The following is a 20528-nucleotide window of genomic DNA, read 5'->3' on the forward strand; positions in this document are numbered from 1 at the left end:
TAGAGTAGGAAGAGTATATTCACTTTAATTTTGGTGAGGAAAAATGAAACATAATCCCTACTTAGAAAACCGAACAAGAAATGATGCCCGGGCGAACTTGCCGGGTCGTTTGAAGATCCTTTTATACGTTGTAATGGCCTTGATGCTGGCCCTCATTTTCCAGTTGGCCAACCTGACCATCAAGCAGGGAGCGGACTTCCAAGCCGAAGTTAACCGTTCTGACGAAACGGTCGAAAAGGGGAACGCCCCGCGTGGTTTGATTTATGATTCGACTGGCCGGGTCATCACCGGTAACAAGCCGCAAACGGCGATTACCTATACCCGTGGAAAGAATGCCACGACCGGTGAAATTGCTGCCGAAGCAACCCGCTTGTCGAAGTACATTTCAATTGACACGGACCGTTTGAGTGCGCGTTCGCAGGCTGACTTTTATCTAACTTCTAATAGTAATCGTGCTAAAAAGATTCAAGCTGCTGTTGAAGCAGCAGCCGGCAAGAGTTCAAAATCTTGGACAGTTACCCAGCTTAACACTGCCATGGCTAATTACGTCAAAAGCAAGGGCTTGGACAAGAGCGTCGATAAGAACCAGGCCATGATTTTCCAGCGAATGTCGGGGGCTTATGCTTTGTCGACGACCTTCATTAAGGAATCAGGCGTTAGCGAAAAGGCGGAAGCCGAAATCGGGGAACACTTGTCAGATTTGCCGGGAATCAAGATTGGTTCTTCCTGGTCTCGTGAGTATCCGCAAGGGGAAGACTTCCAGCCTTTGGTTGGAAAGGTAACTAACGAAGCGGTTGGTTTGCCAGAGGACCGCTTGCACACCTTGCTTGCCCAGGGTTACTCGCAAAACGAACCAGTCGGTTCTTACTCTTTGGAAAAGCAGTACGAAAGTATTTTGAAGGGCTCTGCTTCCCAGACCTTGGTTACCACGACGGCGGCCGGAATTAAGACCACCAAGATTAAGTATGCCGGTCAAGCCGGTGACAACTTGAAGTTGACCATTAACGCCGACTATCAAAAGAAGGTCCAACAAATCCTTGAAAGCAACATTCCGGGTGGGGATGTCCAGGGAATTTATTCGACCGTGATTAACCCCTACACGGGTGGTATTTATGCCATGGCCGGGGTTAACCGTAACTCAAAGACCGGTAGCAAGACGGCCGATCCGCTTGGAAACATTAACCAGGCCATCGTCATGGGTTCTGTCGTTAAACCCGCTGTCATGGCGACGGCCTTCCAACGTGGCGTGGTGACACCAACCAACAACACTTTGGACGATCAAGCCATTAAGATTGCTGGTACGCCAACGATTACTTCCTACTGGAACCAGCAAGGTACACCAACACCAATTGACGCCTTGACGGCCTTTGAACGTTCATCGAACACCTACTTCGTCCAACTGGGAATGAAGATTGGTGGCCAGACTTATTCGCCTGGTGATCACTTGCATTTGAATGCCGATGCCTTCCAGACCTTGCGAAATGGCCTTGGCCAGTTCGGTTTGGGTAGCAAAACTGGAATTGATATTGAAGGGGAAACGGCTGGTTACCGTGGGCCAACAACTGGTGCGAATGCTGGTAAGTACCTCTATGAATCATTCGGACAGTACGATTCCTATACCACTATGCAGTTAGCTCGTTATGTTTCGGCAATTGCCAACGGTGGTTACCTCTTGCAGCCACACTTGGTTGGTTCGGTCATGCAAAATGATGTGACGAATAAGCACTCGAAGACGGTTTGGACCGCTGAACCTCAGATTCAGGGTCAGGTTAGTCTTGATTCAGCCCAATGGAACATTATTTATAAGGGAATGGAACGAGTAGCCAACGGTTCCGATCCGCATAACACCGGTGGTGGCGTGCACAACTTGAACCCTCGTGTTTATGCTAAGACTGGAACGGCTGAAACGACCACGAACGGCCATTCAACCTTTACCGAATCCATCATCGTTTACGTGCCTGGTCAGCCATTCGCCATGGCGATGGCCATTCCTGGTATGAACAACTACTTGGATGGAACTAACGGACGAATTGCTTCACAAATCATCAATGCCTTTTGGGAGATTGTTTTGCATAATCCTAATGGTTCATCAGATGATGATAAGAACAAAAAGTCATAAGAAAAAGACCTCGTTGGAGGTCTTTTTTTGTTAGTCCTGCTTGCGGTAGAATGAAGGTGAAAGGGGTCGCAATGGCTTTATCTTATGCACAATTAAAAGAATTGGTTCCGGTGGTTTTGAAGGCCGGTAACGTCCCGAACATCGTCGGGGAAGCCGGGGTTGGAAAGTCTGCTCTAGTTGCTGATATAGCGCAGCAAATGCAGGCTAAATTAGTGACGACGGTGGTTTCATTGTCGGAAAAGGGTGACTTGGCGCTGCCTATTCCTCCACTGAATCAGCAAGATATGGTTGATACCAAACACTATGGCCGCTTGGCCGACGTAAAGTTTGGCTATAATCATACCTTAATTGATATTATTACGGCGGCAGAAAAAGAACCGGAACGGCCCATCATCTGGTTTTTAGACGAATTTAATCGTGGTAATCAGGCGGTACAAGCTGAGCTCATGAACTTGGTTTTGCAGCGGCAAATTAATGATATCGTTTTGCCGGATAATGTTTACCTAGTTTTGGCGGAAAATCCGGATGACACCATGTCTGGTTTTGAAGAGGATCAGTATGCGGTACAAGCTGCCGATTCGGCCATCAAGGATCGTACGACCCGTTTGGTGATGAAGGTTGCGGTGACGGACTGGTTGGCTTGGGCGGCAACGGGCGAACCCGTGCATATTGATCCCTTAATTCGTCGTTTTATTGCCGGAAACGCCAACATGCTTTACCCAGAACAACGCTCAGGTGATTTGGACCCAACTCCCCGTGCCTGGCAGCGTGTTTCGGATAATTACCGTCAGCTTAAGCACTTACCAGCCAAAGAGCAGGATGCCCTGTTGTACGATCTGGTTGCGGGCGACCTTGGCCAAGCAGCGGCCAGCCTCCTAGTGGCGTTCTTAAATGAAAACACCGTGGTCATGACGGCCGAGGATATTTTTGACAGCCAACCAGCTGGCAATAAAGTCCCTAAAAAGGTGGCCCAACAATTTAGGTCACTGAGTGAAATTCAAAAAATGACGGTCATGAAGTCCTTGATTAAGACGGCGGACATTACCAAGGACAGTAATGCGGCTCGTTATAGTCAACTCCTGCAAATGCTGGCCCCCGATAGCCAGTATGCCGTTGTCCAACAGTTGGTTAACGACCCCGTTCTTGACGACTTGTATCAGTCTGACCAGCACCATGCCAACGTTTTGTACCAGCAAATTATGGATATTGCTACCCATTAATGACCGATAAATTTGAAGACAACTTAACGCTAGCCATTAAGAACTTGCTCGATACCGCGCCTTTGTACGGTTCGGTCATCATGCAACTGAACCGCCAGTACGATTCCAATCAAAAAGTACCGTTGGCCTTGTACTGGCAGGACCATGCCTGGCAACTACGCCTAAATCCTGACCTCATTCGGAATGATTTTCCAAGTGCTGATAATTTTGCTCAGGCCCTGGCTCACGAAGCGCTACACCTTATTTGGCAGCATCCCATCCGCTATGCTGAAAGTAAGGCGGATCCACGAGCGATTCAGTTTGGAACCGATGTGACGGTTAACCAGTATTTGATTCCAGCCTTGGGCCCCTTACCGGACGCCGTTACCCTGGCTACGATTTTAGCCGATTATAAAAAATTGTTAGCTGAAAATCAGGATTCGGCCTACTATGTTCAGGCTTTCGAGGACTTACTGGCTGAAAATCCCAAGATGCGTGATCCTAAGATCGATAATTCAAAGTCCTGGGAATCTGCGGCAGGGGCCATGGTCGAAGCCCAAGCAGCCTTGAAAAATATTTTGCAGCAAGCGCAAGAAGATGCTCGCCGGGCTGGTCGGGGGCAAGTGCCCGCCCAGGTCATGCGGGCCTTGCAGGCTGCCCTGGTAGCTCATAATAATTGGCGCCGTATACTGTCACAGGCGCTTTCCAATCAACCCGTCCTACCCAAGTCCTCGCGGGCCCGCTTTAATCGTCGGCAGCCTTACCGCCTAGATTTACCGGGGCAATTGGCTCAGCAGGAAAAAGAAGTTTGGATTTTCGTTGATCAGTCGGCTTCAATTCCAAATGATGCCGTTGCCCGCTTCTTAGCCTGGTGCCAGCAAATCCAAGGGCAGATTCAAGGTCGGCTACATTTTTACGCCTTTGATAGCGCCGTTTCACCGATTCAAAATCTGAAAATTTGGCGCCGACAAGCAGCTGGTGGCACTAATTTTCAAGCGATTTTTGATGAACTAAAAAACCAGCATGCCCAGCTATCAGGGACCGTTGCGATTATTTTTACCGATGGCCAGGGGGAAAAGCAGATTAACAATTTTGGCTATCAAAGGGTATACTGGGTCTTAACTGGTGATCAAGGGCTGTCTTTGAAGCAACCCTTTGGGCGCCAATTGAAGATGGAGGATTGATATGACGGCCTTAAATCCTGAAGATTTGCGTTCTTTGGCCCATAAAGATGAACGTTTTCGCCGCGCCGAAGCACTCTTGAAAAATGATTGGAGTCAGGTTTTGCTGGACTATCCGCGCACCAATCAGTGGATTAGTCTGGCCGACATTGCCTTTGCCAAGCGTTTGAGTGCAGCGGACGATGACTATCCTGCTTTCGACCTGCAATCCTTTAGTCAGGTTCAGGCCTTCATTGCAGCCTTCCAATCCTATTTAAGCAACGACATAATCAAGAAGTTAAAGGAGCCTTATTTATGAAAATCGAACTTGTCCTAGCCGTTACGCAGTCCCTTGAAGAACTGAATGCCTTAAAGCGCCAAGCGCCTGACGAGTTCTTCATCTTGGAAAAGCCTGGCCAAACTAACGTTTTGCTTTTGAATCCTGAAAAGTTTCAGGGGCAATTCAAGGAACCAATTGTTTATGAATTGGGAAAAGCCGGCAAGCAATTGGCTGGTAAGCACATTTACCAAGTTGATTTTGGCTACCAAGACGATGTCGAGTCATCCTTGATTGATTTGGCCAATGACCATGGTGTTTTGGCCTTTGACCCGCGTGGTAAGGCACAGGGTATGTACTGGACTTTCTGGGAAAGCCAAGCCGAATTGGACCACTTTTTGACTTCGGATAACTACCAAGCGATGAAGCAGTTGATGAAAGATCCCTTTGCTACTGTGTATACGAATAACTAAAAAAACCATCCCAAGAGGGATGGTTTTTATTTTTTATCTTTTGGTTCAACACCGTACAATTCAATGTGATAACCCGTGATGTTGAGACCGGATGCTTTCCGTGCCGCCTGCATGAGCGGACGGGGATCGAAGTTATTGGCATCGATAATTTCGCTCGTATCCGTATCAATGATGTGATAGTGGGGTTCGGCGAAGAAGTCGTAGTGACGCTTACCGTCGGCCAGACCCTCGATGATCACAACCAAGTCAACTTCCACCAACTTTTCCAAAGTATTGTAAATTGTGGCCAAAGAAATGTCAGGCAAGTCAGCATGAATCATTTCCGCCGTGGGGTGCGTTTCATGGGTCATCAAATAATCGAGTAGGGTCAGGCGCTGTTGCGTGGCCTTTAAACCATGCTCTTGTAAGAGTGTACGTACTTTATCATCCATAATGTAACCTCCAGCTATCACAGGATAAGGACAGTATAACACATAAAAAAACATTTTAGAACTATTCTAATTTACTAGACTTTTAGATTAGAATGCCTTATACTTTTGTTTGGAATAATTCTAAACGGAGATGCGTTATGGCAGATAAAGATCAAAACTTAATGGAAAAAAACAATATCATCCGTGCCGGAGTCATGGGTGGTAACGACGGAATTCTTTCCGTCTCCGGAATCATCTTAGGTGTGGCCGGTGCCACGAGTAACACCGGTGCTATCCTTCTAGCCGGCTTTGCTGGAACCTTGGCCGGGATGGTGTCTATGGCGATGGGGGAATATGTTTCCGTTTCCTCTCAGCACGACGCGCAAAAGAAAGTACAAAACATTCAAACGAAAGCCTTGAAGGATAACTACCAGAGCGAATTTGATTTCGTTGCCGAAAAGTATCATGAAGTGGGAATTTCCCAGGAATTGGCTGAACAAGCTACCCGCGAAATGATGACCAAGGATCCTTTGGTAACAACGGTGCGTGAACGTTACGGCTTCTCCCCAAATTCCGTTTTGTCCGCCTACAGTGCCGCCATTGCTTCTTTCATTTCCTTCCCCTTGGGCTCTTTGCTCCCCATGGCAGCCATGGCCTTTTCACCTCAGGCAATCCGTGAAGCGGCAACTTTCTTAGCGGTTCTGGTTGCTTTGGCGATGACCGGTTACTTTGCGGCTCGTCTAAACGGGGCCGATAAGCGCCACTCAATGTTGCGTAACGTTACGGCTGGAATTTTCACCATGTTGGTCACTTACTTTATTGGTTCACTGTTCCGCTAAGGAGGGAAGTTAAATGTTAATGATGCTTAGTAAAAAAAATAACCGCGCAAAAGAAGCCAGTCCCAAAGACCAGCAAACCATCGATGAACGTTTGAACTCCATCCGTGCCGGAGTGCTGGGTTCTAACGACGGGATTCTAACCGTTGTCGGCGTGGTCTTTTCTGTGGCTGCAGCCACACCAAACCGCTTTACCATCATGATTGCAGCGCTTGCCGATTTGATGGCCTGCGCCCTTTCAATGGCTTCTGGTGAATACGCCTCAGTTTCAGCGCAATCAGATAGTGAAAAAGTGGTGGTTAAAAAAGAAGAAGAGCTGCTCAAGACCAACTATCCTGAACAGTACCAGGTTGTCGTCGACCATTACGTTGAGCGTGGGGTAACCGTTTCGACTTCCGAAGCAATTGCCGAAGAATTGATGAACAAGAAGCCTTTGGCCACTATCTTGAGCATTAAGTACGACATGACCTTGGGACACTACATGAACCCATGGCAGGCAGCCTGGGCCTCACTCTTCTCAGCTTCACTTGGTGGACTTTTGCCACTATTGGCTCTAGTTTTGGCGCCAACGGCCTACCAGTTCTTCGCTACCATTATGGCCACGGTTGTTGCGGTCGGAATTACCGGTTTGTTATCCGCTAAATTATCGAATGGATTGGTTGGCCGTGCCATTGTTCGTAACATCTTAATTGGTGTTGTTACCATCGCAATTCACTACGGAATTGGTATGTTTTTCTAATTTGGTCTACTTGAAATATTGTGAAAAATAGTGCATTATTACTTTAAATAATCTATAATGAAGGCAGAAAGAACGGAGGATTTGTCATGAAAATTGTTATTGTCGGTGCTTCTCACGGTGGTCACGAATCAGCGGTTGAAGCTTTAACCCGTTACGAAGGTAACGAAGTCACGGTTTATGAAGCAGGTGATTTCATCTCCTTCATGTCCTGTGGTATGCAACTTTACTTGGAAGGCGACGTTACCGATCGCGATGACGTGCGTAACTTCAAGGCTGAAGATGTTGAAAAGCTGGGTGGAAAAGTTTTGGCTAACCACCAGGTCATGGACATTGATGCTGACAAGCACCAAGTGACGGTTAAGGACTTGATGTCTGGTAAGACTTTTGAAGATACTTACGATAAGTTGATTTTGTCATCTGGTGTAACACCAGCGAACTTGCCTGTTCCTGGAATGGAATTGGAAAATGTTTACATGATGCGCGGTCGTGACTGGGCAACGAAGATTCACGCTAAGTTGCACGACAGCACTGTTCGTAACGTGGTCGTTGTTGGAACGGGTTACATCGGAATGGAAGCGGCTGAAGTCTTCAACAAGACTGGCAAGAATGTCACGATTATTGACATGATTAACCGTCCTTTGGGAAACTACCTTGACCAAGAATTGGCAGACAAGATTGCTGATGAAGTTACTGGTAAGGGTATTACTTTGAACTTGGGCCACACGGTCGCTGCCTTTAAGGGAAACGACAAGGTCGAAATGGTTCAAACTGATGACGGACAAGAATTGTCTGCTGACCTTGTCATTGTGGCTGCCGGTGTTCGTCCAAACACGAGCTGGTTGGCTGGCAAGGTTGACCTTGACCAACGTGGCTTCATCAAGACTGATCCATATTTGCGTACTTCTGCTAAGGATGTTTACGCAATTGGGGATGCCATTTTGCCACTCTTTGCCCCAGCAGAACAGCCAGCGCCAATCGCCTTGGCCTCAACTGCTCGCCGCGAAGCCCGCTACGTTGTTGAAACGATGGCCATGAAGGAACCTGCTCGCCCATTTGCCGGCGTTAACGGTTCATCTGCTTTGACGGTTTTTGACTACAAGTTGGCCACAACTGGTGTCAATGCCAACAATGCCGAAAAGATGAACTTGAAGACTGCCTCAAGTTTGTACCATGCAACGGTTCGTCCTACTTTCGTTACTAACGGTAACCCTGAAGTATGGGTAAAGTTGGTCTTCAACCCTGACAGTCACCGCATCTTGGGTGGCCAGATTTTGTCAAAGGCAGACGTGACGGCTCACGCTAACACGATTGCCTTGGCCATCAAGGCTAAGATGACTTTGGAAGACTTGGTCGAAGCCGACTTCTTCTTCCAGCCTGGTTTTGATCGTCAGTGGTCAGTTTTGAACTTGGCTGCTCAAACTGCTTTGGGCGAAACCCCTAGCGTTTAAGACAAATTAAAAAAATAAGTACAGTATTCCAGATTTTCTGCCATAATAGAAATGTTATGAAAGAGAATCTGGTTTTATTTTGGAAGAAAATATGGAAGGCTGCTCACTTTGAGGCCTTGATGACTTACTTTAATCGTGCACAGCTATCAGTGGTTGGGCCAGCCTTTGCTTACTATACTTTGCTGACTCTTTTTCCAACTTTGATTGCAGCCACGGTCTTGCTCTCGCTTTTTCAAGTGAATGGCGACAGTGTAATGAACAATTTGATGCAGATTTTGCCAGCAAGCATTAGTCAAATTATGGAACCGGTTATCCAGTCGGTTTTCCGTGCGGATAATAAATCTTACTTGTCCTTTTCAATTATCTTTATTATCTGGGCCATTTCACGTGTTATTGCTGTCTTGCGTCGTACCTTTAATGAAGTTTCCGGTGTTGAGGAACGTGGTTCCAGCATGTTGACGCGGGCTTGGTCCTTCCTCTGGTTGGTGATGACCCTGGCAGCTTTTGTCGGTTTGACCATTGTCGGGAACGTTTTGAACGTGGTCGTGCATAATCTTTATTTGGGACCGGTTGTTGATTTCTGGGCCCGCCAAACCCACTGGCTGATTGTGGCCGGCCTTTGGCTACTGTTGATGATGCTAAACTTCATGCTGCCCACACGAGAAGCGCGGACTAAGTTACGCTACGTTGCTTTGGGTTCTGGTTTTGAATTGCTCTTGCTCTCGGGCTTGAACAAGGTTTTTGCCTGGTATGCCAAGTTACAGGTTGGCCGTTACGGCTTTTACCAGTCGATTTCATCCATCATTGTTTTCTTGATCTGGTTGAATTTGATTGCCACAATTCTGGTGGTCGGGTATATTACCATTAACTGGTTAGCCAGCTTTGACAAAGAGATAAAGGAGAAAGCCGATGTTTACCAAGAGTGATTTTGACGTGTTTCAAGACCCGACTTTAGATGGTCGTATGGATAAAATCCGCAAGATTATTGATCCGAAATTTGAGGAGTTTGCGGAAAAGGCTTTGCCCATCTTAAAAGAGGATGGCCAGGACTGGTATGCTCACGTGGCCAAGCACCGGATGCGCAAGACTTATGCTCCTGACAATACCTGGGTGGCCTTTGCGCCCAACAAGCGTGGTTATAAGATGATGCCCCACTTTGAGCTAGGTTTGTGGGAAGATAATCTTTATTTTTACTTGGCTATTGAAGAAAACATGAAGCCCAAGGCTCTACCTGAAATTGGCGCTAAGTTGGTCGATTTGAGTCAGGCAGTCGCTGCTTTGCCAAGCGATTACACCTTGTCGGGTAATCACATGGTCAATGAAAACCAAGACTTGCCAAACTACGACGCCATGGTGGAACGCTACGTTAAGGTTAAAGCAAGCGAAGTCCTAATTGGGCTGAAGGTTGATAAGGATAGTGATCTCTTCGGTACGCCGGCACTGGAAGAAGATTTGTTGCAAGCGCTGCGAACTCTTTTACCGCTTTATGAAAAATTACGTTAAATAAAAAAGCCCCTCTTAAGGGGCTTTTTCTTCGACCATTAATTCGTCATCGTGACTCTGCATCATCTGGAGTGACTGGGCCTGACTAATTTCGTTGAAAAGGGTGTTAGCCACACCACTCTTGATGGCTTTATGCTGATAGGCATCTTGAACATAATCATATTCATACTGGAAGACCTGAACGAATATATTATTGGGAATTTTAACCACCTGTGAGTGGTTCTTACGTTCAACGTACTGGAAGAGTTGGTCCATGCTACGGCGGGCCATATAAATATCAGTATTATTCACGTTGTTGTTGTCTAGGCGATCCTGAAGTTCTTCGTTTAGGAATTGATCAGCAGCCTTCATCACGTCCTGGTTTAAGGCTAAGAGGGCTTCGTGGAAATCCTTGAACTGCTGATATTTTTCCTTATAAGTCGGATTATTTTCGAATTGCTTCTTGAGTCTATCACCGCGATGGCCGTGCAGGAAGCGACGCAGACCAAGCTTAAGAAGGAAGCGGCGATAGCTGTGCTGGAGACGACGGTAAAAATGTTGAAGGGGATGTTCGTGCCAATTAGCCGACAAAGGCGAGCGTTCAATCATTTGGCCGTAGCGAGTAATAACCAGTGGCGAGTATCGGTCGACAATTGCGTCCGTAATCAAAAAATCACTGATAAAATCGGCCACCTTCTGAGCTTCTACTGGAAAGGCTTTGCTTTGTTCGGCTTCGTCAATCCGTTGATTGGACATCTTTTGCGAAAAGAGTTCAGAAACCAAACTTTCGCGAACGGCACGATCAGGGATGTTTTGTTGAACTTTTAGGGTAGCAAAATCAACCATCTGTTCACGAGCGTTGTCCAATTCTTCTTCGGTATAGGATTGTTCACTGACCGGTAACATCTTGGGTAAAATTACGGAAGCCATCACCATAGAAATTAAGATGACCATGCTGGCAATGATAATCAAGTCGGTACGGTAGATGAAGGTTTCTCCGTTGATTTTAGTTGGCAAGGAGAAGGCCATGGCCAGCGTCACAGTTCCATGAACGCCGCTAATCCCAAAGACTTTCGCGTTGAAATTGACTTCCGAACTGCGGTCCTTACCGAAGAAGGCCACCATGTGTTCCGAATTTTCGAGGCGGACCCAGAGGTAACGGACGACGACCATGGTTGTGTAAATGGCCAAACTGAGAGCAAATAACTTCCAGTCGTTTTCCCAGCCTAGATTTTGCATATCTTGCCAAACGGAAGGCAGCGAGATTCCTAAGATTAGAAAGACCACTTCATTAAGGATACTTGTTAGAGTTTCCCAGATATTTTGAGTAACAATTCGGACTTCGGTGGCGGCCAGACGCATTCGGTTGCCTTCCCAATTGTGCACGATACCCGCAGCAACTACGGCCAAGATTCCTGAAAAGCCCATATGTTCAGCCACCAAAAAGATTACGAATGGCGTCATAATGTTGATGGGAATCGTGGTTGTTTGTGGGTTATTGATGTGCATGTTTAGCTGAAAGCGAATTTGGATAATTAATACCGACAAAATGATGCCGACCAAAACTCCGCCACCAGCAACGATTAGAAACTTCCCGATGCCTGCAAGACTAGTTTGCCAGGTGAAAGATCCCACTGGGATGACTGTCAAAGCAAAGTCAAGCAAAACCAGGCCGGTTGCATCGTTAAAGAGCGATTCCAAACCGAGGGCTTTGTTAACCCCTTTGGGCATGGCCAAGTTAGAGGTAATTGATTTAACAGCCACTGCATCAGTTGGTACGACAATAGCAGCAAGGGCGATTGATAGTGGTAGGGTCCACTTTTCTTCAATTCGATTCGTTAACAATCCAACCAAGATAGCGGTGAAGATGGCTAAGGTCACGGAAAGCTCTATAATAACCCTGAAGTGGGATTTAATTGACAGCAGGCTTTCTTCTTGGCCATCCATGAACATGATGGGCGCTAGAATCAGCAACATGAAATATTCTGGTTCCAAGCTAAAATGTTCTAGGGAGGGGATGAAAGACATCACGATCCCCAATCCAATTAAAGTAAAAGCATTGGGGAAATTTGGAAAGAATGATTTGGAAATATTGGCAATAATAACGCCACTGACAAGCAGGGCAATAATGGTTAAAGCAGACATGCAAAACTCTTTTCTAATTTTCTATCATTATTATAGAGGGAAAGTTCGGAGGGGGCAATTTAGCGGCTTGTGAATTAAAATGAAAAAGCTTTAATTTTGCTATGATAAACGTTTATACTATAGATAAATGATTGGAAAAGGATGGTAGCGTATGACTTCGATTCCCCGTCTCTTAGAGACATTTAAACCACAACATTACGATTTGTATTTGGATATTAATCGTCAAAATAAAACCATTAAGGGTGAAACTAAGATTCAAGGTCAAGCAAAGCAAGCCGACATCGCTTTGCACCAACATGACTTGGTGATTGAATCCGTTCAAGTTGCCGGTCAAGACTTGGCCTTTACAATGGACAACGACAAGGACCTTTTCTACTTCACTTTGCCTGCTGCGGGCGAAAGCGAAATTACGGTTAAGTACCATGCCCCATTGACGGATAACATGAACGGTATTTATCCTTCTTACTATCAAGTTGATGGCCAACAAAAGCAGTTGGTCAGCACTCAATTTGAAACCTACTTTGCTCGTCAAGCCTTCCCAGGTGTCGACGAACCTGCTGCTAAGGCAACTTTCTCCTTGGCCATCAAGTGGGATGAACAACCTGGTGAAACGGTGATTGCCAACATGCCGGAAGAAAAGGTTGTTGATGGTGTGCACTATTTCCAAGAAACGGTTAAGATGTCCACTTACTTGGTTGCCTTTGCCCTTGGCGATATGCAAGCCAAGAAGGCCAAGACCAAGTCTGGCGTTGAAGTTGGTGTTTTTGCAACTAAGGCCCATCCCGCTAGGGATTTGGACTTTGCCCTCGACATTGCCACCCGTGCCATCGATTTCTACGAAGATTACTACCAAACTCCATATCCATTGCCTCATTCCTGGCAAGTGGCGCTACCTGATTTCTCAGCGGGTGCCATGGAAAACTGGGGAATTGTCACTTACCGCGAAGCTTATTTGCTAGTTGACCCTGATAACACTGCTTTGGCCGTCAAGCAGACGGTTGCAACGGTGATTACCCACGAATTGGCCCACCAGTGGTTCGGTGATTTGGTCACGATGAAGTGGTGGGATGAGCTCTGGTTGAATGAATCTTTCGCTAACATGATGGAATTCGTCGCCGTGGATGCTTTGGAACCCGACTGGCACATCTGGGAAAGCTTTAACGCTGGGGATGTGCAGGCAGCCTTGAAGCGTGATGCCATCAAGGGTGTTCAACCCGTGCACGTAGAAGTTCAGCATCCCGAAGAAATCGATGCCTTGTTTGATCCAGCCATCGTCTATGCCAAGGGAGCACGTTTGCTAGTCATGGTCCGTTCTTTGATTGGCGATAACGCCTTGCGCACTGGCTTGAAGAACTACTTTGCCAAAATGAAGTACAGCAATGCTTCCGGCGATGACCTCTGGGCTGCCTTGGGCGAAGCTTCAGGTCAAGACATTGGAGCCATCATGAAGACATGGTTGGAGCAGGGCGGTTACCCAATCGTTAAGCTCCAACTCGAAGATGGTCACTTGATTGCCAGCCAGGAACAATTCAACATTGGCCCTAAGGATGGCAAAAAGCGTTTGTGGCAGGTGCCTTTGAAGGCCAACCGTGCTGATTTGCCCGCTTTGCTATCCGAAGAAAAGCTTGATTTGGGTGATTATGACGAAATCAAGGCTGCTGGGCAAGGGGCAGTTCGTTTGAACGTCGGCAACGCCGGTCACTACATCGTCAAGTATGATCAAGAATTGTTGGCCGATGTCTTGGGCGACTTGGATTCAATGGATGCCATTAGTCAGGCTCAAGTTTTGCAAGACAACCTTTTGCAGGCTCAAGCCGGTGTGATTTCTTACGCCGATTTGATTTGGCTCCTGCCTAAGCTAGCTGAAAAGCGTTCGGCCTTGGTTAATGATTTGGTTTACCAAATTGTTGCGGGCTTGAAAAACTTTGTTGACCCTAAGAGCCAGGCCGAAAGCTGGTTGAAGTTGGTGGTCAACCACTTGTCTGAAGAGCAAATTGCTCGTTTGGGCTGGGATGCTGAGGACAGTGACACGACGGATGACCGTTTGATTCGTCCCGTTGTTTTGTCAGCTGGTCTTTACGGTGAAAACCCATTGGTCCTTAACCCCGCTCACGAAAAGTTCGAAGCAGTTAAGGGTGACGTTACGAAGCTGCCTGCCGATGGTCGTACAACGATTTTGCTCAACGAAATCAAGAACTTCAACTCGGATGAGACTTTCCAAACTTTGTGGCAGGCCTATCGTCAAACTTCCAACGCCAGTCTGAAGAACGACTTGCGTACCGCTTTGACCGCTAGTCCTAAGGAAGCACAACTCAAGGAATTGGTCGAGCACTTCCAGAATGCTGATTATATCAAGCCTCAAGATTTGCGTGGCTGGTTTGCCGGCGTCTTGAAGAATCCCGCTGGCCAGGAATTGGCCTGGACCTGGTTGCGTGACCAGTGGTCATGGTTGGAAGAAAAGCTCGGCGGTGACATGGAGTTCTCATCCTACGTTACGGTTATTTCGCGCATCTTCCACACGGAAGCACGTTTGCGAGAGTTTAAGGACTTCTTTGCTGACAAGATTGACCAACCTGGTTTATCTCGTGAAATTACGATGGATATCGATATCATCGCTTCACGAGTTGCAGTCGAAAGCCAACAGAAGTCAGCCGTCGAAGCTGCTTTGGCTATCTTGGCACAATAAAATTACAAATATCACAAAAGCAATCCGTTGGATTGCTTTTTATTTTGCTTTATTTTTGCGCTTGATTAAGATAAAATGAGATATCTATCATAATTTATTAAGCTGAGGATGAAAGCCATGACAACATTGAAAATCGAAGATTTACACGTAAGCGTCGCCAATAAGGAAATCCTGAAAGGGGTGAATTTGACCGTTAATACCGGTGAAATGCACGCCATCATGGGACCGAACGGAACTGGAAAGTCGACCTTGTCCCAAGCCATCATGGGCCATCCTGCCTATACAATTACGCAGGGGCGGATTTTGTTGGATGGCAAGGACTTGGCCGATATGACCGTTGACGAACGCGCCCGTGCTGGCCTTTTCTTGGCCATGCAGTACCCCTCTGAAATTCAGGGAGTTACCAACGCCGAATTTATGCGCGCCGCCGTTAACGCCCGCCGTCCAGAGGATGATCAAATTGACTTGATGACTTTCATCAAGGACTTGGACGAGAAACGCGAATTCCTTTCCATGAGTAAGGAAATGGCCGGCCGCTACCTCAACGAAGGTTTCTCAGGTGGGGAAAAGAAGCGTAACGAAATTCTACAAATGATGATGATTAAGCCGCAAATCGCCATCTTGGATGAAATCGATTCTGGTTTGGATATCGATGCTTTGAAGGTGGTTTCCCGCGGCGTAAACAGCATGCGGGGTGCTAATTTTGCCACTTTGATGATTACCCACTACCAGCGTTTGTTGGATTACATCGTGCCTGACTTTGTCCACGTGATGATGGGCGGCCGCGTCGTTAAGACTGGTGGACCAGAATTGGCCAAGAAGTTGGAAGCCGAAGGTTATGCTGGTTTACGTGATGAATTAGGACTCGATATTGTCCTGACGGATGAGGATGCTGATGGAACGAAGGGAGGCCAGTGATGGATAAGTCGAATTACAGTCAACTTGACTGGCCTCGTTTCGATAAGGTGCGCTACCAACCCTGGGGTTTGGAAGATAACCAGCCCAGTGATTTTACTGCCGAAAAGCCCTACTTCAAGCATGAAGAAAGCTTAGGAATCGAAGTAGCGGGTAGCAGTACGCCTTTTATTAAAGTCCCCAAGGACTTGCAGGAAGCCGGTTTAGTGGTGGAAAACTTGGTGGAAGCCAAGCAAAAGCATCCGGACTTGGTGGCTTCCGTTTTGGGGAAGGTCGTGGCACCCGATGCCGACCGTCTGTCTGCCCAAAATTATTGGGAAAATCAAACGGGGATTTTGCTTTACGTTCCCGCGGGTTTGACCATTGAACCCGTGATTGAACTGTCCTTGGATCACTTGTCCGATAAGGACCAAATTGCCCGTATCTTGGTCTTGGCTGGTCAGGATAGTGAATTTAAAATTATGCAGCACTTGCGTTCCGTCGGCGAAGAAAAGAGTAAGCTTTCCTTGGTTGTTGAAGTTTTGACGCAGCGTGGGGCCAAAGTGACTTATGCCAACTTGGATTCCCTCAACCAGGGCACGCAGTCCTTTATTAACCGCCAAGCACAGGTGGGCAACGACAGTCGGGTTGACTGGGTTAATGCAGCCTTCAACAACGGCAACACCATTAGCCGTTTGTCCACGAATTTGATTGGCAACGGGTCAGCAAGTCAAAGCGACGTCGCCGCCTTTACCAACCGTAAGCAGGTTGCTGGCTTTGTTACGGAAATCGAAAACCTCGGCCGCCACACGGTTGGTCATATTTTCCAGCGTGGGATTATCTTGAACTCTTCGGCCTTGGTCTTTAACGGGATTGGCCGAATTATCAAGGGCGCTAAGGGCTCGGATGCCCAGCAAGAATCGCGCGTTTTGATGTTGTCAAAGCGCGGTCGTGGGGAAGCGAACCCCTTGTTGTTGATTGATGAAAACGATGTTACGGCCGGGCACGCTGCTTCGGTTGGCCGGGTTGATGCTGATCAACTCTACTACTTAATGAGCCGTGGTTTGCCTGAAAGGGTGGCCCGTAAGCTGGTTATCCGTGGTTTCGTTGGTGAAATCTTGACCAAGTTGCCGACAGCCAGTGCCCAAGAAGCTTTGATTGAATTAATTGAAGAGAAATTGTCTTATGAAAAGTAACCGGGAAGAATTCCCCATTTTACAAGAAAAAATTAATGGCCAGCCAATGGTTTATTTGGATTCGGCGGCGACTTCGCAGAAGCCCAAGGCTGTTTTGGAAAGCTTGAAGGCCTACTATGAGCAGGATAATGCCAACGTTCACCGCGGCCTCTACACTTTGTCCATGCGGGCAACGGATGCCTACGAGGCTGCTCGCGATAAGGTTAAGGGCTTCTTGAATGCTGCTGAGCGAGAAACGATTTTGTTTACCCGTGGCACGACAGAATCCCTCAACTGGGTGGCGCAATCTTATGGTGGAAGTCACTTGCAGCCAGGTGATGAAATTGTTTTGACTTATGCTGAACACCATTCCAACTTGGTGCCTTGGCAAATTGTGGCCAAGCAAACTGGCGCGAAGTTGCGCTATGCTGATTTGACGGAAAAGGGCCAGGTTGACTTGGTTAAGTTGGCCGAACTTTTGAACGAAAAGACGAAAATTGTGGCCATCAACCACGTTTCCAACGTCTTGGGTACCGTTAATCCAATTCAGGAAGTGACGGCATTGGCCCACGAAGTTGGGGCGGTTGTCGTTGTCGATGGTGCTCAAGCTGCGCCGCACATCCCCCTTGATGTGCAGGCTTTGGATGCTGATTTTTATGCCTTTTCCGGGCACAAGATGCTGGGACCCACTGGCATTGGCGTGCTGTATGGCAAGCGTGAATTGTTGGAAGAAATGCCACCCGCCCAGTATGGCGGCGAAATGATTGAGGCCGTCGGCCTGTATGAATCAACCTTCCAGCCACTGCCGGAACTTTTCGAAGCCGGTACGCCAAACATTGCCGGCGCGATTGGTTTAGGGGCCGCCATTGACTACTTGCAGGATTATGGTTTTGACCGTTTGCAAAAGGAAATGGGGACTTTGATTGAAGCAGCTCAGAAGGGCCTGTCAAAAATTGAAGGTTTGACCATCTACGGACCAACGAATCCCGCAGAACGAGTGGGGGTGCTTTCCTTCAATTTGACAGGTGTTCATCCCCATGATCTGTCGACGGTTTTGGACCAGTATGGCGTTGAAGTCCGCGCAGGACACCACTGTGCCCAACCCTTGATGCAGTATTTGGACGTATCGGCAACCGTCCGTGCTTCTTTTTACCTATACAATGACATGGAAGATGTCCAACGTTTAATCGCTGCGGTGCAAGCAGCAAAGGAGTTTTTCAACGATGACAATTCCAGGACTTGATAATCTATACCGGCAAGTCATTATGGATTACGGCCGGCATCCCCACCATTTTCATCTCTTGGACGAAACTTGGTCGGATCAGGCTAAAAAGTACAACCCTTCCTGCGGCGATATCATCCAGCTCGGCGTGAAATTTGACGGCGATAAGCTGGCAGAACTCGCTTTTGATGGTGATGGTTGTGCGATTTGTAAAGCTTCGGCTTCCATGATGACCGATATCCTGGCTGGACAAAGTTTGGCGCAAGCCAAAAAGATTAGCCATGAATTTTCAGAAATGTTAACGACGGAAAACGCCGCTAGCGATGACTTGGGGGATGCCCAACTCTTGGCTGGTGTGAAGCAGTTTCCTACCCGAATTAAGTGCGCCACTTTACCCTGGCACGCGCTCGATGAAATTTTAAGTAAGCAAGATCAAGGAGGTCAGCATGGAAATTGATCGTAAAGAGGCCCTGGAGAAAACCCGAGCCGCCATTGCCGCTGATAAGGAATACGAACATGGTTTTCAAGATGACTACAAGGCCGTCTTTTCAACGGGCCGTGGGATCAACGAAGATATTATTCGTAAGATTTCAGCTAAGAAAAACGAACCTCAGTGGATGTTAGATTTCCGCTTGCAGGCCTACCAAACCTACTTGGATATGCCCATGCAAGAGTGGGGACCGGATTTGTCCGGCATCGACTTTGACGATATCTACTACTACAACAAGCCAACCAATGAAAAGTACCGTGACTGGGATGATGTTCCCCAGGAACTGAAGGATACTTTTGAACGCTTGGGTGTGCCGGAAGCCGAACGTAAGTGGTTGGCCGGTTCATCTGCCCAGTACGAATCAGAAGTGGTTTATCACCGCATGAAGGAAGAATTTGCCAAGACAGGGATTGTCTTTACTGATACCGATACGGCCGTGCAGGAGTATCCGGAATTGGTTAAGGAATACTTTGGTTCCTTGGTGAAGCCTTCCAATAATAAATTGGCGGCCCTGAACTCTGCAGCCTGGTCCGGCGGGACCTTTATTTACGTACCAAAGGGCGTTCACGTTACAACGCCAATTCAGTCCTATTTCCGAATTAACACGGAAAACGAAGGGCAGTTCGAACGAACTTTGATCATCGTTGATGAAGGCGCCCACGTCGATTATGTTGAAGGTTGTTCAGCTCCCATGTATTCGGGCGATTCCCTTCACGCTGCCGTTGTTGAAGTTATCGTTAAAAAAGATGGCTACTGTCGTTACACGACCATTCAAAACTGGTCGAACAACGTTTACTCTTTGGAAACTAAGCGAGCAGCTGCCCATGAAAATGCCACCATGGAATGGGTCGATGGGAACTTTGGTTCCAAGACTACGATGAAGTATCCTTCCGTTTATTTGGAAGGCGAGGGGGCCCGTGGGACCATGCTTTCTATCGCGGTGGCTGGAAAGGGTGTTAACCTCGATTCCGGGGCCAAGATGATTCATAACGCTAAGAAGACTTCTTCTTCCATTATTTCCAAGTCAATCGCCCACGATGGCGGTTCGACGGATTATCGTGGGACGGTCAAGTTTGGTCGTGACTCGGATGGTTCCTTTGCCCACGTTGAATGTGACACCATTTTGGTTGATGACCAGTCCTCGGCAGATACCATTCCCTACAACACTATTTTGAACGGCAATGTTTCCATGGAGCACGAGGCGAAGGTTTCCCGTGTTTCTGAAGAACAGCTCTATTACTTGATGACCCGTGGTATTTCGGCTGAAAAGGCGACGGAAATGATTGTTATGGGCTTCATCGAACCATTTACCAAAGAACTTCCGATGGAATATGCGGTAGAATTGAACCGACTAATGAAATTTGAAATGGTAGGTTCTGTTGGATGAAAGATCAAGCAAAAGAAAAAGAAATTATGGATGCCCTCACTTCCGTGGTTGACCCGGAGCTGCAGGTCGACATCGTTAACCTTGGTTTTATTAACTGGGTCGATTTGGACAGTGAGGGCGAGGCAACCATTAACATGACTTTGACCATGCTAGGCTGCCCAATCATGGACACCATCGAAAACATGGTCAAGGATGCCTTAAAGATTGTTCCAGGGGTCAAAACAACTTCGGTTGAATTAGCCTGGGAACCAGCATGGACGATTGATCGCATGACTGATTTTGCCAAGATGTCTTTGGGCTTGGTGTGAAAAATTAAAATTAAATAATTTAATCCTTGACAATAAATGAGTTAAATATTAGAATTAACACATAATAATTATTCGAGA

General features: G+C 47.2%; 19 protein-coding genes. 17 read left to right on the forward strand and 2 right to left on the reverse strand.

Annotation, left to right across the window (positions count from 1 at the left end; genetic code table 11):
• The first annotated feature begins 43 nt into the window (after window positions 1-43).
• From ABSY64_RS00360 to ABSY64_RS00380, 5 genes are all read left to right on the forward strand, one after another.
• Complete coding sequence (locus tag ABSY64_RS00360; RefSeq protein ID WP_349641082.1) at window positions 44-2119, forward strand: peptidoglycan D,D-transpeptidase FtsI family protein; 2076 nt, start codon at window positions 44-46, stop codon at window positions 2117-2119.
• 71 nt (window positions 2120-2190) lie between these two features.
• Window positions 2191-3339, forward strand: coding sequence for an AAA family ATPase (locus tag ABSY64_RS00365; RefSeq protein WP_349641083.1), 1149 nt, complete (start codon window positions 2191-2193; stop codon window positions 3337-3339).
• Complete coding sequence (locus tag ABSY64_RS00370) at window positions 3339-4502, forward strand: vWA domain-containing protein (protein ID WP_349641084.1); 1164 nt, start codon at window positions 3339-3341, stop codon at window positions 4500-4502. The genes ABSY64_RS00365 and ABSY64_RS00370 overlap by 1 nt, the downstream gene beginning before the upstream one ends.
• Before the next feature lies 1 nt (window position 4503).
• Entirely contained in the window at window positions 4504-4797 is a 294-nt protein-coding gene (locus ABSY64_RS00375) for a hypothetical protein (protein WP_349641085.1), read from the forward strand.
• Window positions 4794-5228 carry a hypothetical protein gene (locus ABSY64_RS00380; RefSeq protein ID WP_349641086.1) on the forward strand — a complete coding sequence of 145 codons (435 nt, stop codon included), beginning with the start codon at window positions 4794-4796 and terminating at the stop codon, window positions 5226-5228. Before ABSY64_RS00375 ends, ABSY64_RS00380 begins: the two co-directional genes overlap by 4 nt.
• Before the next feature lie 26 nt (window positions 5229-5254).
• On the opposite strand, the gene ABSY64_RS00385 is transcribed toward ABSY64_RS00380, so the two are convergent.
• Window positions 5255-5659 (reverse strand): Fur family transcriptional regulator, encoded by a 405-nt coding sequence (locus tag ABSY64_RS00385; protein WP_434063044.1) that lies wholly within the window; start codon window positions 5657-5659, stop codon window positions 5255-5257.
• A 137-nt stretch (window positions 5660-5796) separates the two neighbouring features.
• On the opposite strand from ABSY64_RS00385, the gene ABSY64_RS00390 reads away from it, so the two are divergent.
• The 5 genes from ABSY64_RS00390 (at window position 5797) to ABSY64_RS00410 (ending at window position 10164) form a co-directional block, all read left to right on the forward strand.
• Window positions 5797-6477: a VIT1/CCC1 transporter family protein gene (locus ABSY64_RS00390; RefSeq protein ID WP_349641087.1), complete on the forward strand. Its 681-nt coding sequence runs from the start codon at window positions 5797-5799 to the stop codon at window positions 6475-6477.
• 13 nt (window positions 6478-6490) lie between these two features.
• On the forward strand, window positions 6491-7213 hold the full coding sequence (locus ABSY64_RS00395; RefSeq protein ID WP_434063045.1) for a VIT1/CCC1 transporter family protein: 723 nt from the start codon (window positions 6491-6493) through the stop codon (window positions 7211-7213).
• Between the two features lie 86 nt (window positions 7214-7299).
• Window positions 7300-8661 carry an FAD-dependent oxidoreductase gene (locus tag ABSY64_RS00400; protein ID WP_349641088.1) on the forward strand — a complete coding sequence of 454 codons (1362 nt, stop codon included), beginning with the start codon at window positions 7300-7302 and terminating at the stop codon, window positions 8659-8661.
• Window positions 8662-8780: 119 nt separating this feature from the next.
• Window positions 8781-9587 (forward strand): YihY/virulence factor BrkB family protein, encoded by an 807-nt coding sequence (locus ABSY64_RS00405; RefSeq protein ID WP_349641089.1) that lies wholly within the window; start codon window positions 8781-8783, stop codon window positions 9585-9587.
• On the forward strand, window positions 9571-10164 hold the full coding sequence (locus ABSY64_RS00410; RefSeq protein ID WP_349641090.1) for a DUF1054 family protein: 594 nt from the start codon (window positions 9571-9573) through the stop codon (window positions 10162-10164). Before ABSY64_RS00405 ends, ABSY64_RS00410 begins: the two co-directional genes overlap by 17 nt.
• A 15-nt stretch (window positions 10165-10179) precedes the next feature.
• Here ABSY64_RS00410 and ABSY64_RS00415 read toward each other — a convergent pair whose 3' ends face one another.
• Window positions 10180-12288, reverse strand: a complete 2109-nt coding sequence (locus tag ABSY64_RS00415; protein ID WP_349641091.1) for a cation:proton antiporter — start codon at window positions 12286-12288, stop codon at window positions 10180-10182.
• Window positions 12289-12439: 151 nt separating this feature from the next.
• Between ABSY64_RS00415 and ABSY64_RS00420 the strand changes: the two genes are divergently transcribed.
• The 7 genes from ABSY64_RS00420 (at window position 12440) to ABSY64_RS00450 (ending at window position 20450) form a co-directional block, all read left to right on the forward strand.
• Entirely contained in the window at window positions 12440-14974 is a 2535-nt protein-coding gene (locus ABSY64_RS00420) for a M1 family metallopeptidase (protein ID WP_349641092.1), read from the forward strand.
• Between the two features lie 117 nt (window positions 14975-15091).
• Entirely contained in the window at window positions 15092-15892 is an 801-nt protein-coding gene (gene sufC / locus ABSY64_RS00425; protein WP_349641093.1) for a Fe-S cluster assembly ATPase SufC, read from the forward strand.
• Window positions 15892-17064: a Fe-S cluster assembly protein SufD gene (sufD, locus tag ABSY64_RS00430; RefSeq protein WP_349641094.1), complete on the forward strand. Its 1173-nt coding sequence runs from the start codon at window positions 15892-15894 to the stop codon at window positions 17062-17064. Before sufC ends, sufD begins: the two co-directional genes overlap by 1 nt.
• The gene (locus ABSY64_RS00435; RefSeq protein ID WP_349641095.1) at window positions 17054-18286 is read left to right on the forward strand and encodes a cysteine desulfurase; all 1233 of its coding nucleotides are present in this window, start codon (window positions 17054-17056) and stop codon (window positions 18284-18286) included. Before sufD ends, ABSY64_RS00435 begins: the two co-directional genes overlap by 11 nt.
• Entirely contained in the window at window positions 18267-18722 is a 456-nt protein-coding gene (gene sufU, locus ABSY64_RS00440; protein WP_349641096.1) for a Fe-S cluster assembly sulfur transfer protein SufU, read from the forward strand. Before ABSY64_RS00435 ends, sufU begins: the two co-directional genes overlap by 20 nt.
• Window positions 18712-20142 (forward strand): Fe-S cluster assembly protein SufB, encoded by a 1431-nt coding sequence (gene sufB / locus ABSY64_RS00445; protein ID WP_349641097.1) that lies wholly within the window; start codon window positions 18712-18714, stop codon window positions 20140-20142. Before sufU ends, sufB begins: the two co-directional genes overlap by 11 nt.
• Window positions 20139-20450 (forward strand): metal-sulfur cluster assembly factor, encoded by a 312-nt coding sequence (locus ABSY64_RS00450; RefSeq protein WP_349641098.1) that lies wholly within the window; start codon window positions 20139-20141, stop codon window positions 20448-20450. The genes sufB and ABSY64_RS00450 overlap by 4 nt, the downstream gene beginning before the upstream one ends.
• The last annotated feature ends 78 nt before the right edge of the window (window positions 20451-20528 follow it).

This window comes from Eupransor demetentiae (assembly GCF_963930865.1).
Classification (GTDB): domain Bacteria; phylum Bacillota; class Bacilli; order Lactobacillales; family Lactobacillaceae; genus Eupransor; species Eupransor demetentiae.

Excerpts from the sequence above, each read along its gene's own strand:
- ABSY64_RS00405 (WP_349641089.1), top strand. The coding sequence starts at position 8,781 with ATGACTTACTTTAATCGTGCACAGCTATCAGTGGTTGGGCCAGCCTTT.
- sufB (WP_349641097.1), top strand. The coding sequence starts at position 18,712 with ATGGAAATTGATCGTAAAGAGGCCCTGGAGAAAACCCGAGCCGCCATT.
- sufC (WP_349641093.1), top strand. The coding sequence starts at position 15,092 with ATGACAACATTGAAAATCGAAGATTTACACGTAAGCGTCGCCAATAAG.
- sufU (WP_349641096.1), top strand. The coding sequence starts at position 18,267 with ATGACAATTCCAGGACTTGATAATCTATACCGGCAAGTCATTATGGAT.
- ABSY64_RS00360 (WP_349641082.1), top strand. The coding sequence starts at position 44 with ATGAAACATAATCCCTACTTAGAAAACCGAACAAGAAATGATGCCCGG.
- ABSY64_RS00450 (WP_349641098.1), top strand. The coding sequence starts at position 20,139 with ATGAAAGATCAAGCAAAAGAAAAAGAAATTATGGATGCCCTCACTTCC.
- ABSY64_RS00420 (WP_349641092.1), top strand. The coding sequence starts at position 12,440 with ATGACTTCGATTCCCCGTCTCTTAGAGACATTTAAACCACAACATTAC.
- ABSY64_RS00395 (WP_434063045.1), top strand. The coding sequence starts at position 6,491 with ATGTTAATGATGCTTAGTAAAAAAAATAACCGCGCAAAAGAAGCCAGT.
- ABSY64_RS00370 (WP_349641084.1), top strand. The coding sequence starts at position 3,339 with ATGACCGATAAATTTGAAGACAACTTAACGCTAGCCATTAAGAACTTG.
- ABSY64_RS00385 (WP_434063044.1), bottom strand. The coding sequence starts at position 5,659 with ATGGATGATAAAGTACGTACACTCTTACAAGAGCATGGTTTAAAGGCC.
- ABSY64_RS00435 (WP_349641095.1), top strand. The coding sequence starts at position 17,054 with ATGAAAAGTAACCGGGAAGAATTCCCCATTTTACAAGAAAAAATTAAT.
- ABSY64_RS00390 (WP_349641087.1), top strand. The coding sequence starts at position 5,797 with ATGGCAGATAAAGATCAAAACTTAATGGAAAAAAACAATATCATCCGT.
- sufD (WP_349641094.1), top strand. The coding sequence starts at position 15,892 with ATGGATAAGTCGAATTACAGTCAACTTGACTGGCCTCGTTTCGATAAG.
- ABSY64_RS00375 (WP_349641085.1), top strand. The coding sequence starts at position 4,504 with ATGACGGCCTTAAATCCTGAAGATTTGCGTTCTTTGGCCCATAAAGAT.
- ABSY64_RS00415 (WP_349641091.1), bottom strand. The coding sequence starts at position 12,288 with ATGTCTGCTTTAACCATTATTGCCCTGCTTGTCAGTGGCGTTATTATT.
- ABSY64_RS00400 (WP_349641088.1), top strand. The coding sequence starts at position 7,300 with ATGAAAATTGTTATTGTCGGTGCTTCTCACGGTGGTCACGAATCAGCG.
- ABSY64_RS00410 (WP_349641090.1), top strand. The coding sequence starts at position 9,571 with ATGTTTACCAAGAGTGATTTTGACGTGTTTCAAGACCCGACTTTAGAT.
- ABSY64_RS00365 (WP_349641083.1), top strand. The coding sequence starts at position 2,191 with ATGGCTTTATCTTATGCACAATTAAAAGAATTGGTTCCGGTGGTTTTG.
- ABSY64_RS00380 (WP_349641086.1), top strand. The coding sequence starts at position 4,794 with ATGAAAATCGAACTTGTCCTAGCCGTTACGCAGTCCCTTGAAGAACTG.